The organism is Bacteroides sp. 1_1_30 (genome assembly GCF_020982715.1).
GTDB classification, from domain to species: Bacteria; Bacteroidota; Bacteroidia; order Bacteroidales; family Bacteroidaceae; genus Bacteroides; species Bacteroides xylanisolvens.
In genome coordinates, this window is record NZ_JAJKHN010000082.1 from 1 (window position 1) to 15,332 (window position 15,332).

15 protein-coding genes are annotated in these 15,332 nt (G+C 38.5%); 3 read left to right on the forward strand and 12 right to left on the reverse strand.

What is annotated here, in order from left to right; all coding sequences use genetic code 11:
- Positions 1–183: 183 nt before the first annotated feature.
- From rsgA to LPH68_RS20350, 4 genes are all read right to left on the reverse strand, one after another.
- Positions 184–1,272 (reverse strand): ribosome small subunit-dependent GTPase A, encoded by a 1,089-nt coding sequence (rsgA, locus tag LPH68_RS20335; RefSeq protein WP_118407525.1) that lies wholly within the window; start codon positions 1,270–1,272, stop codon positions 184–186.
- A 217-nt stretch (positions 1,273–1,489) separates the two neighbouring features.
- Entirely contained in the window at positions 1,490–2,191 is a 702-nt protein-coding gene (locus LPH68_RS20340; RefSeq protein WP_004313340.1) for an SIMPL domain-containing protein, read from the reverse strand.
- 84 nt (positions 2,192–2,275) lie between these two features.
- On the reverse strand, positions 2,276–2,878 hold the full coding sequence (locus LPH68_RS20345) for a DUF1062 domain-containing protein (protein ID WP_118407526.1): 603 nt from the start codon (positions 2,876–2,878) through the stop codon (positions 2,276–2,278).
- 108 nt (positions 2,879–2,986) lie between these two features.
- On the reverse strand, positions 2,987–3,826 hold the full coding sequence (locus tag LPH68_RS20350; RefSeq protein WP_118407527.1) for an RteC domain-containing protein: 840 nt from the start codon (positions 3,824–3,826) through the stop codon (positions 2,987–2,989).
- Between the two features lie 331 nt (positions 3,827–4,157).
- Here LPH68_RS20350 and LPH68_RS20355 point away from each other — a divergent pair, with 331 nt between their 5' ends.
- On the forward strand, positions 4,158–4,433 hold the full coding sequence (locus LPH68_RS20355) for a putative quinol monooxygenase (RefSeq protein ID WP_004313343.1): 276 nt from the start codon (positions 4,158–4,160) through the stop codon (positions 4,431–4,433).
- Positions 4,434–4,565: 132 nt separating this feature from the next.
- Here the strand turns inward: LPH68_RS20355 and LPH68_RS20360 are convergent, their stop codons facing one another.
- The 3 genes from LPH68_RS20360 to LPH68_RS20370 are packed head-to-tail and all read right to left on the reverse strand — an operon-like array spanning position 4,566 to position 8,976.
- Positions 4,566–4,982: a pyridoxamine 5'-phosphate oxidase family protein gene (locus LPH68_RS20360; RefSeq protein ID WP_009039881.1), complete on the reverse strand. Its 417-nt coding sequence runs from the start codon at positions 4,980–4,982 to the stop codon at positions 4,566–4,568.
- A gap of 46 nt (positions 4,983–5,028) precedes the next feature.
- The gene (nrfA, locus tag LPH68_RS20365) at positions 5,029–6,507 is read right to left on the reverse strand and encodes an ammonia-forming cytochrome c nitrite reductase (protein WP_118407528.1); all 1,479 of its coding nucleotides are present in this window, start codon (positions 6,505–6,507) and stop codon (positions 5,029–5,031) included.
- A gap of 39 nt (positions 6,508–6,546) precedes the next feature.
- Positions 6,547–8,976 (reverse strand): HAMP domain-containing sensor histidine kinase, encoded by a 2,430-nt coding sequence (locus tag LPH68_RS20370; RefSeq protein WP_151922914.1) that lies wholly within the window; start codon positions 8,974–8,976, stop codon positions 6,547–6,549.
- Positions 8,977–9,093: 117 nt separating this feature from the next.
- Here LPH68_RS20370 and LPH68_RS20375 point away from each other — a divergent pair, with 117 nt between their 5' ends.
- The gene (locus tag LPH68_RS20375; protein ID WP_004313349.1) at positions 9,094–9,690 is read left to right on the forward strand and encodes a 3'-5' exonuclease; all 597 of its coding nucleotides are present in this window, start codon (positions 9,094–9,096) and stop codon (positions 9,688–9,690) included.
- A 76-nt stretch (positions 9,691–9,766) separates the two neighbouring features.
- Here LPH68_RS20375 and uxuA read toward each other — a convergent pair whose 3' ends face one another.
- From uxuA to LPH68_RS20400, 5 genes are all read right to left on the reverse strand, one after another.
- On the reverse strand, positions 9,767–10,936 hold the full coding sequence (uxuA, locus tag LPH68_RS20380; RefSeq protein ID WP_049702477.1) for a mannonate dehydratase: 1,170 nt from the start codon (positions 10,934–10,936) through the stop codon (positions 9,767–9,769).
- A gap of 126 nt (positions 10,937–11,062) precedes the next feature.
- Positions 11,063–11,875 (reverse strand): SDR family oxidoreductase, encoded by an 813-nt coding sequence (locus LPH68_RS20385; protein WP_005678019.1) that lies wholly within the window; start codon positions 11,873–11,875, stop codon positions 11,063–11,065.
- 21 nt (positions 11,876–11,896) lie between these two features.
- Entirely contained in the window at positions 11,897–12,970 is a 1,074-nt protein-coding gene (locus LPH68_RS20390) for a substrate-binding domain-containing protein (protein WP_117811094.1), read from the reverse strand.
- A 388-nt stretch (positions 12,971–13,358) separates the two neighbouring features.
- Positions 13,359–13,646 carry a YtxH domain-containing protein gene (locus LPH68_RS20395; RefSeq protein WP_008643546.1) on the reverse strand — a complete coding sequence of 96 codons (288 nt, stop codon included), beginning with the start codon at positions 13,644–13,646 and terminating at the stop codon, positions 13,359–13,361.
- A 44-nt stretch (positions 13,647–13,690) separates the two neighbouring features.
- Positions 13,691–13,936, reverse strand: coding sequence for a GlsB/YeaQ/YmgE family stress response membrane protein (locus LPH68_RS20400; protein WP_004313353.1), 246 nt, complete (start codon positions 13,934–13,936; stop codon positions 13,691–13,693).
- A 162-nt stretch (positions 13,937–14,098) separates the two neighbouring features.
- Between LPH68_RS20400 and LPH68_RS20405 the strand changes: the two genes are divergently transcribed.
- On the forward strand, positions 14,099–15,304 hold the full coding sequence (locus LPH68_RS20405; RefSeq protein ID WP_151922913.1) for an MFS transporter: 1,206 nt from the start codon (positions 14,099–14,101) through the stop codon (positions 15,302–15,304).
- Positions 15,305–15,332: the final 28 nt, after the last annotated feature.

The window sequence follows — 15,332 nt, forward strand, 5'->3', positions numbered from 1 at the left end:
AGAAGCCCGCCATTGACCTAAATTTTGTCAATGACGGACAACTTGCTATTTTTTGATTTTATTTCGAACTCACGTTAAGTAATAAAAAAACTCTTCATAAATGTAAATCCCCAATAGATATAAGCTTAAGTTAGTATAACACGATGCAGGCATCCGGAGATACCTGCATCGTCTCAATAGAGATCAACGATTTGCCTTGCGGTTCTTCACTTCTTCCACGAGTTTGGTAAATGATTTTTCTTTTTTGCGTTTCTCATGTTCGGAAGCAGAAAAGTGCCACGCTTCCCGGCGAAGTTTCAGATAGCTCGCATAAACTTTATAATCTAATACACCACTGTTGACTGCTTCTAAAACAGCACAGCCCGGTTCGTTGATATGTTTGCAATCTTTAAAGCGACACAATTCAGCATAGTCAGAGATTTCCAACACTTCGGCAAGAGAATCGGGATTGTCAATGGCCAAGCCAAATTCACGGACGCCCGGAGTGTCGATTAAAACACCCGAACTGTCCATCAATACCATTTCACGACGGGTCGAAGTATGACGGCCTTTTCCTGTGGACAGGCTTATATCAGATGTGAGCAATACCGGCTTTTCACAAAGAGCATTCACCAAAGAGCTTTTCCCGACACCCGAAGAACCGACAAACACAACCGTTTCGCCTTCCGATATGGACTTCCGTAACCGGACAATTGTTTCGAGCTGATGAATACTCGTGAAAAATACGGGTATCTGACTGGAGATATGTTTTATTTGTTCCTCAACACTCTGTCTGTCAAATTCTAAATCGGCTTTATTAAGAACCAATACAGAGCTGATATTTTCCTCCATTATCTGAACCATAAAGCGTTCTACCCTGCGAACATTGAAATTATCATCAAGGCTCTGCACAATAAATGCCTTATCGACATAAGAAGCAATGGCCTGCTTATCAGCAACCGTGCCACTTTTCTTGCGATACAATGTCCGCTCACGAGGCAAACTATCAACTATAATCCCTTTATGTTCATCGAACGGTTGAAAAATGACCCAATCACCTGTACAAGGTAATTCATCATCCGATTTTCCATACATCATATTTCCCGTGAGTTCACACTGAAACAATCCGTTTCCGGAAATTACCTCGTAGCAAGTACGGTGTACAATGGAAACACGCCCATGAGCAAGGGCACTATATATTGATTCTTGTTTTAGCTGATTGAGTTTCTCATTCCAACCATAAATAGTTAGGTTATCGTCGGATTTGTGAATTGTTTGATTTTCGTTATTCATGATCTTAATATATAGAGCGCACACGTTGAAAAGCATAACAATGCTTTTCACACCATTGTACGCAAGTTAAAAATTGAATTTATAAAAACATAGAAAACACCCTCGAATGGAATCATCCGAGAGCAAACGAAAGGACAACCTGTGTCAGAAACACAGATTGTTTATCAAACCAAATCCGATTTATTATTTTTAGTCATGCCACAAAGATAGGCATTTTTTATTTGATGGCAAAACGGGCAGTCATTTCATATCTCAACTTGATGACACGGTACTGTTCGGTAGCAGCCGTCCCCATGCTGACATTGCTCTGTGCCTGAAAAGGAAGATAACGGCTTATATTATTATCAACAGGTTCTACAATACGAATCACTTCACCCAATTCCTGCCCCATCGCTTCCACCAAGTAAGATGCTTTTTCACGGGCAGCTTTCAATGCTTCAATCTTACCTTGCTTCCGATACATTAGCAAATCCTTATGCTTCAATTCTCCGATGCGCATGGACTCAATTCCCCATGTGTTGACAGAACGGATAATGGAATTAATCTGCTCAAAATCGGTCAACCGGATATCCAATTGCTTACCTATCAGAAATTCCTTTCCTCTCTGGCGCCAATAATCCCCTATTTCCTGTGTACGGATAGCATCATCCGCTATTCCGATTTTGCGCAAACTCCGACGCAAATCCTTTTCAATCATAGCCAATGGCACTTTTGTCCGAAAATCTTCTTCTTTATTAGATTTACCTGTGTACTCTTCCTGCCAATACTCCTTAATCTGAATCAGAAAATGTATTTCATCCGGAACGACTTCAATCTCCGAAGAACCTGTCACTTCAATATATTTCCCATCACTCTCTTGAGCATTGACAACCATACTCCATGCAAACAAAACAAAAGCTAATAAAAATACCTTTTTCATATCTTTGATTTTATAGTACAACCTCATTTACAGCATCCGAATGATTATATCACAAAGCTATTAAAAAAAACTGTAAAATCGATCTTATCCCCAAATATCAATCAAGCTTTTTCGATCTATCAAAATTATATCTCCATTCTTTACCTTACACTTTGGAGACGTCTTACCGGAAAGCAAAGAAATATTTCCTTCTTCAAACAAATGCTTCAACCGGGTAGTGGAAAGAGAAAAACACCTTTTTATCAATGATAATAATTTTAGGTTCAATTCAAAATCACATTCGATCCGAATACTTATTATCGCGTTGTTCATATTCATAATATCTTCGAAGGAGATATTACTTATCACCTCATATTCAACGCTATCGTAGTCTATTTGAAGCTTGTTCTTACTTGCCATTCCGGCTGAAAAAGCATACTGCCAGGCCGCTTCCCTATCATTCATAGAAAAGCTATGAAACAGTTTTTTATCAATCAAGTTCGGTTTGGTGCGTGACAGCAAAGTCATATTACAAGTGTTATCGCACTTCACGCATCTGTAAATCAGCCAGACATCAATGTTCTTTTTCTGTGCATTCATTCTGAACTTATCACTGCAATAAAAGCGGTCACCGTCGCAGTGGCTGCATTTCTTAATCAATAAAGGAGTATTCTTCACCTTTATCTCCCATGTAAATGTTGTTTCCATAATTATACAAAAGCTATTATCTTTCTTTGTGAATCAAATCTTTTTCTCCGCAAAGTTGGATATTAGCCATTTGTATAATTCACAAGATGTCACAAGACGGCATGAAATTTATTTGTCCAGCTCATCCATCATCTTTATAATTTTATCTTTCAACTTATCAAGAAACTGCGTCCGACTCTTCTTCCGGTTTCTGATTTCCAGGAATATGCGATAAAAGTCTCCGATCTCAATATTGAAAAGAGTCTCGCAGCAGAAGGCTATGTCTTTTAAACTGGTATTTCCATTATTGAAGCATTTGCCCGCATACAGGGCATAGATAAACTCAACCAAAGCAACCTTGCTGTCCGTCCACTGCAATAGCCGGTTTTCTACCATTGAGGTGAATTTCAAATGAAGTTCCTCTGATAATATCTCTATTTGAGCAGACAGGTATTCCGCCAAACGATTGTTGGCTATGATTTCAGCCACACTTGAATCATGCAGGGTAGTGAAAGAAGAATCCCTGTCCAGCAACCCGAAACGGGTGTCTGCAAGAATATCATAGTTTCTTCTGACAAAATATTGTTCGTCGAGTTCCGTCCTGCCGGTATGGTAATAATCATAGAAAGAATTATTCAGGAAGTATTTTTTCAGGTTCTCCAGTTCCGACTTCAGATATTTGCATTGGGAAGACGGAGATTCGCCGATACGCTTATTTTCAATCTGATACAAGCGGACATAAAACATCAACAGCCCGGAAATCTGTGGTTTCCAGGTCTTAAAGAAAAGAATCTCTTCTTTCGGATTCGGGAATTGGTATTCGGCAACGGCGGATTTCAACAGAATAAGAGACATCTGTATGACATCAATAATCTGCTTAATCTTATCTAGTGGGGCAATCGGCTGTCGCTCAATTCTTTCAATCTCTTTTTCTATGTTCTGCTTACTATTTCTTACGAAATTTTCCATTCGTTTTCATATCGCATACGTTTCGAGAAACCATGCAGTAAATAATAAAAATAACAAAATGAAAAACCGGTTCGAGTGGAATTACTCAAACGAAAGAAATTAGCCTGTGGTTCGTGAGGCTAATATTAAGCCAGAACAAATTTAAAAGTTGCGCCCAAAATAGTTGCTTTTTGATTTCAAGGGCAAATATAATCGTTTTTTATGATTATATGACGTTTTGGTGAAATTTAAAGAACAAGGTATCCGAAAAAGCACAAAAATAGTATCTTTGCCTGCGATTTATTACCAAAGATGTGATAAAGCTATTTTTAATCATTTAATAATAAAGACTATGATTAGATTAAATGTTTTCGTCCGCGTAAGCGAGACAAACCGCGAAAAAGCGATTGAGGCAGCTAAAGAACTGACTGCTTGTTCTCTGAAGGAAGAAGGATGCATTGCTTATGATACTTTCGAAAGCAGTACCCGTCACGACGTTTTCATGATTTGTGAAACATGGCAGAATGCTGAAGTATTGGCAGCTCACGAGAAATCTTCTCATTTCAGCAAGTACGTAGGTATCATTCAGGAATTAGCTGAAATGAAACTGGAGAAGTTCGAATTCTAAATGAAACACGAAGAATAGATATACTATCTATCCAACTATCATCAAAAAGAGAGAGACATTCTTCTTCGAAAGGAAAGAATGTTTCTCTCTTCTTATTTCCAGATCGCACGGGAATAGGACCGTATGAAGAGATTAGTCCAGCTTCTTATGAATAAATGTCCCTTCAATCCAATAAGTTGCGTGATTCGATTCAAATTTCAGCAGCACATAGCCCGGATCGGTAGGACCTCCAGGAAAATGTTCGATAAACCAGTCCTGCCAAAGTTCTTGTTTCATCTTCTCGTCGGTTACCACTTCCACAGTTCCCGTTAAGGCTACACTGTCTCCCTTATCCTGAAAACATAATCCGGCTTTCGGGTTTGCCAGAAAGTCAATAGTCTTTAATGAGTCCGCTCCGGTAGACATCCAAATAGTAGAAATTCCGTCTGTTGCAATCTTACTCATCGGCACAGGACGGGGATATCCCTCTTTATTTACAGAAGCAAGCACTACCACTTCACACCTCTGCAACAACTCGGTTGCTTTCTCTTTCATTGTTTTTGTTGACATAATCTTATTGGATTTATATTACAGGCAAATATAGTGAAAATAAATTCTAATTCACAATACGCCCGTTTGCCTTTGCCTTTTGAAGCCATTCAGGGACAATTTCTTTGAGAAATTTATCTTTGTCCGCCTTTTCAACAGCCATATCCAAACCAATATATTGCTGTGCTTTTTCTTTCGTTGTAATATCCGGAAGCGGTACATTATCTGTATATCCATGCGCAACAAGCACTTTGCTGATAAGCATACGAGCTTGGAATACTTTATTTAAGCCATGCCCCAAAATACGCATGGTTTCCTGCGGGGCATGAAAAGAACCGCCATGAGAAGATACGCCGAAATCCCATCTCCACTGTGCCTGACGAATTAACAGCAAGGCTTCTTGCATTTCATTTTCTGTAGCTCCTATATCCCAAGTAAACTTCGCTTCAATATGTGCTTTTGCCAACTCCTTTTCTAAAAGTGTACGCAACTCATTTGCCTTTTGCTGACGTTCGTATACATTTTTACAGAGCGTCTCTTTATTATCACGATGACACGTCTGACAAGTGCGTTCAGTCACTGCTAACGGATTCTGAATATGGTGATCGCTATATTTTATCCCTCCTTCATCATTGTAAGGCATGTGACAGTCAGCGCACGACACACCACGCTGGGCGTGTATGCCCATCTTGAAAATTTCATAATCAGGATGTTGAGCCTTTAATATAGGGGCACGGCTCAATTTATGAATATAATCAGTAAATCCGATTTCATCATAATACTTTTCCAAATCTTCAACAGTGAAGCCCTTATCCCAAGGAAAAGTAGGATATTTTATATTCCCCTTGAAATAATACTCCGAATGACACTGTGCACAGACCAATGAACGCATTTCCTGTGGAGTAGCATGAGTGATATCTCTACCTTGACGGCTAAAAGCTTCAGTGAGCGACGGACGGCTGATATGCAAATCCATATTTTTAGGTTCATGACAATCGGCACATCCTATAGGGTTTACAATTTCGGCTCCCCATGCAGCCCACTTATTATTATAAAAGGAATCTACCCCAATAGCTTCTATCATACGGGGAACATCAGAACTTTTACACACCCAGCAACTTGCAAATTGAGGACCGTCAGCAACCCCCATAGGCGCACCAGTACGAAGTGAATGAACAATATCCTGTAAAGCGTACATATGCCCGCGCGGTGTTGAATAATCCTTAGAAAAAGCATATCCAGCCCATAATATGACCATTTCAGGACGTTGTGCTAAAACGTCGATAGAAGTTCTTCCATTTAATCTACTGTGCAAATCGGTCGATGTCGTATCCACCCACGTCTTATATTCACGTGGATAGTTTTCAGCAAAAATAATGCTGCGTGCTTCTATTCCGTTTATTTTTATCTTTTTCTTATAGTCTATATTTACAACCTCTGCGCTGTGTTCCATCAGGAATGAAATAATTACTCCCGATGCAAAAATAACAGCCATTGCAAGAGCGAATAGTACCCACCTCTGCCAGGGTTTGAACTTATCTTTCATTATTTGCTTTTTTCTTTTAAATACCTTCTGTTTATTGTACTAAATTATATTTGCCAAAGACAAAATAACGGAGAAACAACTTCCTTTTCCTACTTCTGAATGCACTTCTATACGTCCAGCCAGTCGTTCAATAATCACTTTACAAATGGAAAGTCCCAAACCACTCCCCTGCTCAAATTCATCAGTCTTGTAAAAACGATCAAAAATCATCATTAGTTCTTTATCATCAATCCCTTTGCCAGTATCTTTTACGTAAACGCAAACTTCCTGATGCTCTTTATATATTCTGCACCCCAAAGTAATAGTTCCTTCTTTGGTAAATTTATTTGCATTATTCAGGAAATTAGAGATGACTTGAGTGAAACGGAAGCAATCGATGTTAACGGGTAAGGAAACTGTTTCATCAAGTTCAAGGATAAAGCATAATGAAGGCTGAATCAATGTTTGGTAAGTGACATAAATCTCCTTTATTATTTTCGTAATGTTATGTTCCTTTATATCAAAGGATAAGTTGCCTGAATCTAAACGAGATATCTCTAATACGTCATTCACCAGTTTCAAAAGCAACTCATTATTATTATTGACTATTTCAATCATGGCAGCTTTCTCTTCCGGTTCTATTTCATCAGCCCCCTCACCTATTAATAAATTTGTGAAACCTACGATAGCATTGAGCGGTGTACGGATTTCATGACTCATATTATTTAGAAACGACTGTTTCAGCTCTGCTTTTTCTGCTATCTGTTTCGCTAGAATCAACTGTTGTTCATGCTCTACCAAGTTTTGAATATTCTGCATAATGCCTGCCAACATAATCTCCCCCTGGGCATCTTTCAAGGTACTGCATCGAAGTTCATACCATTGATAATCTGCCTCTTTCCCTCCAAAACAAAAACGTATTCGTTGTATTTGCATACTGGGAGACTGATATAATGTTTCGTAGAATGAGCTAAGCAATTGTACATCATCAGGATGGGTATATCTCATAATATCCTCTTTTGTAAATCTCCGTTGTTCCATGCCAACCAATCGTACATAATTATCATCAAATTCAAGAACACCTTCTTGAATATTCCAAAGTGAAATTTTCCCGCCATTCATAGAAAGAGTCAATCGTTTGTGCGCTTCTTCCAGCATTTGAAGATTCTTACGCTCCATCAACGAACGGCGATGTGTACGTAACAAACTAATGGTTACCAAAATAAAAGAGAAAACAAACAACCCACCCAACAAATAAAGTTCTTTTCGATAACGATCATAAAAGGGATAGTTGATTATACGGACATTTTGCGGAACATTACTAATATCACCCGCATATTCAGAAAAATATGTCCAGTCCAGTACATACTCTTTTTCTAAATCTCTTATTTTAGGCATTCCTATTTTTTCTTTCTTTAATAAGCGTGCAGCAAGGCTAGCGGAAGCCTTCGCCGTAATACCCTCTGTAGCCATATAACCGCCGACAATCTTAGCATTTTCACCGAAACCTTCACGAATACAACTAAAAGAAGGAATATTTAAAGCTGTTACTATCGGAATTGCCAGCATATCTAATTTATCCAGTAAAAACGCTTGATTTTGTTGTCTTCTCTTTGATTGTTTCAACATTACTAACAAAGAAGATCCTTTTATATAACGAAAGGGGCAAAGACTTATTGTCAGACCATTCTTGTTAACATTATCATTTATCAAACCGGGGGTCAGATTAAAATATTCAATCATCTCCGTCAAATGCTTATAATCACACTCTTGCACAAATGCTTTTTGATAACCCAAAACTCTCACATTCTTCCTGTCAACCACTCGGGAAAGGCTATCGAAAGATTTATGTCCAAGAAAGGTCAGATCTATATTATAAATAATCTCCATATCATTATGGGGATACAATGTTTTTATAAAGTCGATATTACGTTTCAGATCGGGACTATCACGCAATACATAAACTTTCTGCGAATCATATTCTTCTATCAGTTCTTCATTAGGAAAATGCACATTACAAGCTACCACGGGAATAGAAGATAATAACCGGTGACGGGTAGATAATAAAGAATTAGTTGCCTGATCACCAACGGTCAGAATAAGGTCTGTCGATTTACTTTCTAGAAATTCAAGATATTCCCTTACATGTTCTATCCGCTCTTTCTCATCATATTTGCTACAATCAAAATAAAACTTATCAAACATTACCTCTATCCCTTGTTTCTGAAACTCCTGATACAACAACTTTTCTATATTTCTGTTGCCAATATCATCTTTAGATATGGAGTAAATCAGGGAAATACGCTTTACCATCAAATTGTCAGTAACATACCAGTGTTTATAATTTAGTCCACCTATAAAAACAATCAATGAAAGAATGAATATTAAAACGTATTTATATTTGAAGTAGGTTTTGTTCATGCTTTTTTGTTTATGTTTGGCAAAAATAGCATAATTTTCACAACAAGAAAGGTATTTCACTGAAAACATCCATTAAAAACATTCATTTTCATTAAAATCAATAAATTTCCTGGTTATCAATCTTATTTCTATATTTTGCATGACCCTTTTTTGTATTATCTTTGTTTCTCTAAAACAAGGAAATAAATGAGGAACTTTGCAGCCATCGACTTTGAAACAGCCAATGGTAAACGTACAAGTGTTTGTAGTGTAGGTGTTGTCATTGTAAAAGACGGTAAGATCGTGAATAAAATCTATCGTCTCATTCGTCCTGCTCCTAATTATTATACGCAATGGACAACGGCTATCCACGGATTAACTTATGACGATACGATGGAAGCCGAAGATTTTCCTGATGTATGGGCTGAAATCAAACCGTTGATAGATGGATTGCCACTTGTTGCACACAATAGTCCTTTTGATGAAGGTTGTCTTCGGGCAGTTCACGAATTGTATGACATGACTTATCCTAATTACAAATTTTATTGTACCTGCCGTACTTCCAGAAAAGTTTTCGGAAAAGATCTGCCCAATCATCAATTGCATACGGTAGCAGAACGGTGCGGATATAATTTAGAGAATCACCACCACGCACTTGCTGACGCAGAAGCTTGTGCACAAATAGCTTTGCTTATTATCCCCGATCCTCCCAAACCGAAGAAAGCAAAAAAAGCCGATAAAGATACGCATGTTGGAGACTTATTCGCCTCACTTATCCCTCAACAAGTGAAAAAGAATAAATAAAAAAAACACTACAACTATTATCACGATCAATAATAGTCATAGTGTTTTTATAATAAAGTGCTAATTAAAACTTCAACTAAAGAATAGATTTAGCGATACCCATTTCCAAGCCACGAAGTTCTGCCAGTCCGCGAAGACGTCCCAGACAAGAATATCCCGGATTTGTCTTTTTCTTCAAATCATCAATCATCTGATGACCATGGTCGGGACGCATAGCGATAGAGCATTTACGACGTTGTTGCAGAAGAATCAGGCTCTTCATCACATTGTACATATCTACATTCCCTTCCAGATGATTCGCTTCATAGAAGTTTCCTTCTTCGTCACGTTGTGTGCTGCGCAGGTGAACAAAGTTTACACGATCACCGAAACGTTCCATCATGCCTGCAAGGTCATTGTCGGCACGTACTCCGAAAGAACCTGTACACAAGCAAAGGCCATTGGATTCGTTAGGCACGGCTTCAATCAGTTTTTTGAAATCTTCTTCCGTACTCAAAATGCGTGGCAAACCTAAAATAGTGTAAGGAGGATCATCCGGGTGAATCACCAGCTTCACGCCTACTTCATCGGCAACAGGCGCAATTTCTTTTAAGAAGAAAATCAAGTTGGAACGGAGCTTTTCAGCGTCAATATCATTATAACGGTCTAATGCCTGCTGGAATTGTTCTACAGTGAAACTTTCTTCCGAGCCTGGAAGTCCGGCAATCATATTGCGAACCAACAGTTTCTTATCATCTTCGCTCATTTGTTCGAAACGAGCTTTTGCTTTAGCTATTTCTTCAGGAGTGTAATCTTTTTCTGCGTTCGGACGTTTCAGGATGAAAAGGTCAAAGGCTACAAAAGCCGCCTTTTCGAAACGAAGAGCTTTAGAGCCATCAGGCATTGTATAGGCAAGGTCAGTACGTGTCCAGTCCAGTACGGGCATAAAGTTATAAGTAACTACCATTACGCCACACTTCGCCAGATTACGGATACTTTCCTTATAGTTTTCAATGTATTTCATGAAGTCACCAGTCTGTGTCTTGATATGTTCGTGTACAGGTACACTTTCTACCACAGACCATGTCAGACCTACTTCTTCAATCATTTGCTTACGTTTCATGATCTCTTCTACTGTCCACACTTCACCATTCGGAATGTGATGAAGAGCATTTACTATACCGGTAGCGCCTGCCTGCTTAATATCCCACAAGCTAACGGGGTCGTTAGGACCATACCAGCGCCAAGTTTGTTCACATAAATACATATTGTTATTAAATTAAGAATTGAAAATTAAGAATTAAGAAATCAAAGTTGAAAATTAAAAGTTGAGAGTCGGCATACGGATGCTACGCAGCCAATTCTCTATTTTTAATTCCCAATTCCCCATTTATTAAATTGAGAATGCATCAAATCCACCATCGATTACAGCTACTGTACCTGTTACGAAGTTGGAAGCATCGCTAATCAAATAATGGATTGTTCCATAAAGATCTTCCGGCTCACCGAAACGGTTGAATGGAGTATGAGCGAGAATTGTTTTTGAACGATCAGTCAGAGAGCCATCCGGATTAGTCAATAATGTACGGTTTTGTTCAGTCAGGAAGAAGCCTGGAGCAATTGCATTTACGCGCAAGCCATTACCGAATTTCAATGCCAGTTCTCCAGCCATGTATTTAGTAAAGTTAGCAATAGCTGCTTTAGCTGCACCATAACCAACGACACGAGTCAATGGACGAAGAGCTGATTCAGAGCAGAAGTTTACAATAGAACCTTTCTTCTGTTCTACCATAATTTCAGCAAATACCATTGTAGGCAATACTGTACCGAAAAGGTTCAAATCCACCACTTTCTTAAATGCGTCAATCTGTAAATCAAAGAAAGTTTTATCCGGAGCGATAGTTGCACCTGCCATGTTACCTCCAGCAGCGTTCAACAAAACATCAATACGGCCATAAGCTTTCATAATTTCCACTTTGTTGCCTTCCAGCACTTCCTTATCCATCACATCAGTGTAAAGGAACATTGCTTCATTTCCTTCTGCTTTGATACTGTCTACCAATGCTTTTCCAGCTTCTTCACTTCTGTCGAGTACAACCACTTTTGCGCCTTCCTTTGCGAGATACGCAGCAATACCTTTACCTAAAATACCAGCTCCGCCGGTGATAACAACTACTTTGTCTTTTACGTTAAATAATTCATTCATGGTTCTTATAAATTTATATGTTTATAATTTATTGTTCAGATAATATTTCAGATTCTCTTTAAGGAGAATATCGATAGGCATCAAATTCACTTTCTCACTATTCTGCTTGAACAGCAAATGATTACACAATGATTTAACACCATCGTACCCCTGACGCTCGGGGCGCTGCGCAATCAATGCGGTTATCACACCTTCGGAAAGTAATTGCGTATTTCTGCCGATAAGATCATAACCAACCAGTTTGACAGCCTGCATTCCTCTTGCTTTCAGGTAATTTCCTAAAATATAGCAAGTTGAATTAAAGATAATAGCGCCTTTAATATTCGGATTAGCTTCAAAGATTTCATCCAGTTTCATGAAGTTATACACTGAATCATTTATTTTCAGTTCTACTTCATGCAGATTTCCATTAAACGCTGTTTCAGTGAGATAATGACAGAAACCTTCGCGCCTGTTCCTTCCCTGGTTAGAATCATTCTTCCCACTATGAATAATCCGTGCCATTAATATGTCGGAAGAAGAAGGAAGCCTGTCCATCAATAATCTGGCAGCAATCACTCCGGCATCATAAGATTCCGTTCCAAAATAAGCCAATTGATGCTGCCCTCCAATGTTGGAGTCAACATACACGTATGGTATTTCATTCCTGTCAAGCTCCTGCGAAAGCCGGATAACAGAATCTGTAAACAAAGTCGCAATCAATACCCCATCCACTTTCTCATTCAGCAGATTTCGGATGATATCATCAAAAGTCTTGTTATTATATTGATCGAAAAAGAGTTTGGTAATGGTGATATTATATGATTCCATTTCCGCCGCAGCTTTATCTATACCTTCCGAAATAGCTTCCCAATACTCCCCCTGCACAAAAGAAGGAGTTATTGCAAGGATATGATATTGTTTTTTGGAGGCAGCTAATGAACGTGCCATCAGATTTGGTTGGTAATGTACCATTTCCAGGATAGCCTGTACTTTTTTCCTGTTTTCTTCAGATACTCTTCCACGATTATGGATTACACGGTCTACCGTGCCAACAGAGACACCTGCCATCTTAGCAATGTCTACAATCCGAATATTTGAAAACTCTTTATCCATATATTGATAAGCATCTTGTTTTTCATCGGCAAAAGTAAAATGAATTATTGAATTAAGCAATAGTGTGTGCGCACACACATTATATCAAAACAAACATATACAATTAATAATCAAATAATTAACTCCAACAAACAGAAAATATACATGTTGTTAAACATAAGAAAAAGTAAAGATAGTATAGAGAAAAAGACTCTTTTCAGATGAAAAGTTAGAGAGAAAGTAACTCCCAATTCTTGAAGGAAACGATAATAATAAAGAAGATTAGCCTAAATGTGTTCGCACACACATTGATACGATGACTAAATAAAGCTAGGGATAAAAGATTAAATATACAAAAAATAAAACAGGTAACCAATTATATTTAAATCGATTACCCGTTTTGGGATTCTTACTTTTCCCACTTATCTTTTGCTTTTCCGACCACTTTGTCGGCTTCTGCCGCTACTTTATCAGCAATTTCCGCACCGGTTTCTACTGCTTTAAGTCCAAGATCCATTGCTTTTCTTTCAGCATGAGCAGCTGCTATTTCAGCATCGCGACCTATGCGATGGATAGCATTATAAATTTCGCTTTCCAACTGTTTTGCTTTTGCTGTACGTGAAAGACGATAAGCTACTGCGCCGAGGATTGACCCAATTCCGAGTCCAATCCAGAAATTTCCATGTCTACATTCCATAATTAAGTTCTGTTTTTAGGATTAAAAATAAATTATATAAATATCTATTTAGATTTCGAGAATAAGGAAGCAATCCATAATACAAGGATAGCCCCTACAGTGGAAGTTATCAAACTTCCGATCAATCCTGAAGCTGACAGTCCGAAAAGGGCAAATACCCAACCGCCCAGTACACCTCCAAGAATACCAAGTAATAAATTTATAATAAGACCAAAACCTCCGCCGCGCATTACTTTACCTGCGAGGAATCCAGCCACAATACCAATAATGATATACCAAATAAAGCCCATATAATCCTCCTTTTTTTATTTAACAACAGCAGGTACGGAGAATAGTTCAGTTAGTCAAAATTGAATTAACGACAATTTAGAATCCTTAGTCTTAGAGAAACGGGAAAGTTTGCGTACCTTTGCAGCCAATTTTTCAGGAACACTTCTAAAGCAATAGGTATCATGGTACAAAATCAGGAACAACCCGTAGGAAAAATTACATTTTCCATCTTAATCGCATTAAGTCTTTCACACTGTCTCAATGATCTTTTACAGTCCATTGTTTCAGCAGCTTATCCGCTATTCAAAGATGATTTAGGATTAAGTTTTGCGCAAATCGGCCTTATCACACTGGTTTATCAGCTTTCGGCTTCGGTCTTTCAACCGATTACCGGAATCATTTTTGATAAATATCCCGTTGCATGGTCGTTGCCTATCGGAATGAGCTTTACACTGATTGGTTTGATAAACTTAGCATTCTCTGATAATCTATACTGGATATTAGCCTCCGTATTCTTAATCGGAATTGGCTCTTCCGTACTGCATCCGGAAGCCTCCCGTATCACATTCCTTGCCTCCGGCGGGAAACGTGGACTAGCACAATCACTCTTTCAGGTAGGTGGTAACTTCGGAGGTTCATTAGGTCCTTTACTGGTTGCTCTGTTGGTGGCTCCTTATGGCAGACAACATCTCATCGTATTTGCATTTGTGGCTTTAGCTGCTATCGGAGTGATGTACCCAATTTGCAAATGGTATAAATCATATCTAAACCGGATGAAAGCACAGACCGTCAGTGTCAGAAAACCTGTTCATCTTCCTTTGCCTATGGATAAGACAGCCCTTTCAATCGCGATATTGCTGATTCTGATTTTCTCCAAATATATCTATATGGCAAGTCTCACAAGTTATTATACTTTCTACTTGATTCATAAATTTAATGTAAGCGTACAAGATTCGCAACTATATTTATTTATCTTTCTGGTAGCTACTGCTATCGGAACATTAATTGGTGGACCTGTCGGTGACCGAATTGGTCGGAAGTATGTGATTTGGGCTTCTATTTTAGGAGCTGCCCCATTTAGCTTACTAATGCCCCATGCCAATCTGCTGTGGACTATTATCCTTAGCTTCTGTGTGGGATTGATGCTTTCTTCCGCTTTTCCTGCCATATTGCTTTATGCCCAAGAGTTGCTTCCTACCAAACTTGGATTGATATCCGGCTTGTTCTTTGGATTTGCTTTCGGAGTGGCCGGTGTAGCATCTGCCGTACTCGGTAATTTAGCGGATAAAACGAGTATTGAATATGTATATAATATCTGTGCTTATATGCCGTTACTAGGATTGGTCACATTCTTTTTACCGAATTTGAAGAAGAAAAAAATAGAATAAGATTAGATTAAATAAAATGGGGTGTGTC

Bases quoted from the DNA above. Each gene is read 5' to 3' on its own strand.
- rsgA (WP_118407525.1), bottom strand. From the start codon at position 1,272: ATGAATAACGAAAATCAAACAATTCACAAATCCGACGATAACCTAACT.
- LPH68_RS20370 (WP_151922914.1), bottom strand. From the start codon at position 8,976: ATGTTTTCAGTGAAATACCTTTCTTGTTGTGAAAATTATGCTATTTTT.
- LPH68_RS20395 (WP_008643546.1), bottom strand. From the start codon at position 13,646: ATGGAATGTAGACATGGAAATTTCTGGATTGGACTCGGAATTGGGTCA.
- LPH68_RS20360 (WP_009039881.1), bottom strand. From the start codon at position 4,982: ATGTCAACAAAAACAATGAAAGAGAAAGCAACCGAGTTGTTGCAGAGG.
- LPH68_RS20375 (WP_004313349.1), top strand. From the start codon at position 9,094: ATGAGGAACTTTGCAGCCATCGACTTTGAAACAGCCAATGGTAAACGT.
- LPH68_RS20385 (WP_005678019.1), bottom strand. From the start codon at position 11,875: ATGAATGAATTATTTAACGTAAAAGACAAAGTAGTTGTTATCACCGGC.
- nrfA (WP_118407528.1), bottom strand. From the start codon at position 6,507: ATGAAAGATAAGTTCAAACCCTGGCAGAGGTGGGTACTATTCGCTCTT.
- LPH68_RS20345 (WP_118407526.1), bottom strand. From the start codon at position 2,878: ATGGAAACAACATTTACATGGGAGATAAAGGTGAAGAATACTCCTTTA.
- LPH68_RS20400 (WP_004313353.1), bottom strand. From the start codon at position 13,936: ATGGGCTTTATTTGGTATATCATTATTGGTATTGTGGCTGGATTCCTC.
- LPH68_RS20350 (WP_118407527.1), bottom strand. From the start codon at position 3,826: ATGGAAAATTTCGTAAGAAATAGTAAGCAGAACATAGAAAAAGAGATT.
- LPH68_RS20340 (WP_004313340.1), bottom strand. From the start codon at position 2,191: ATGAAAAAGGTATTTTTATTAGCTTTTGTTTTGTTTGCATGGAGTATG.
- LPH68_RS20355 (WP_004313343.1), top strand. From the start codon at position 4,158: ATGATTAGATTAAATGTTTTCGTCCGCGTAAGCGAGACAAACCGCGAA.
- uxuA (WP_049702477.1), bottom strand. From the start codon at position 10,936: ATGTATTTATGTGAACAAACTTGGCGCTGGTATGGTCCTAACGACCCC.
- LPH68_RS20390 (WP_117811094.1), bottom strand. From the start codon at position 12,970: ATGGATAAAGAGTTTTCAAATATTCGGATTGTAGACATTGCTAAGATG.
- LPH68_RS20405 (WP_151922913.1), top strand. From the start codon at position 14,099: ATGGTACAAAATCAGGAACAACCCGTAGGAAAAATTACATTTTCCATC.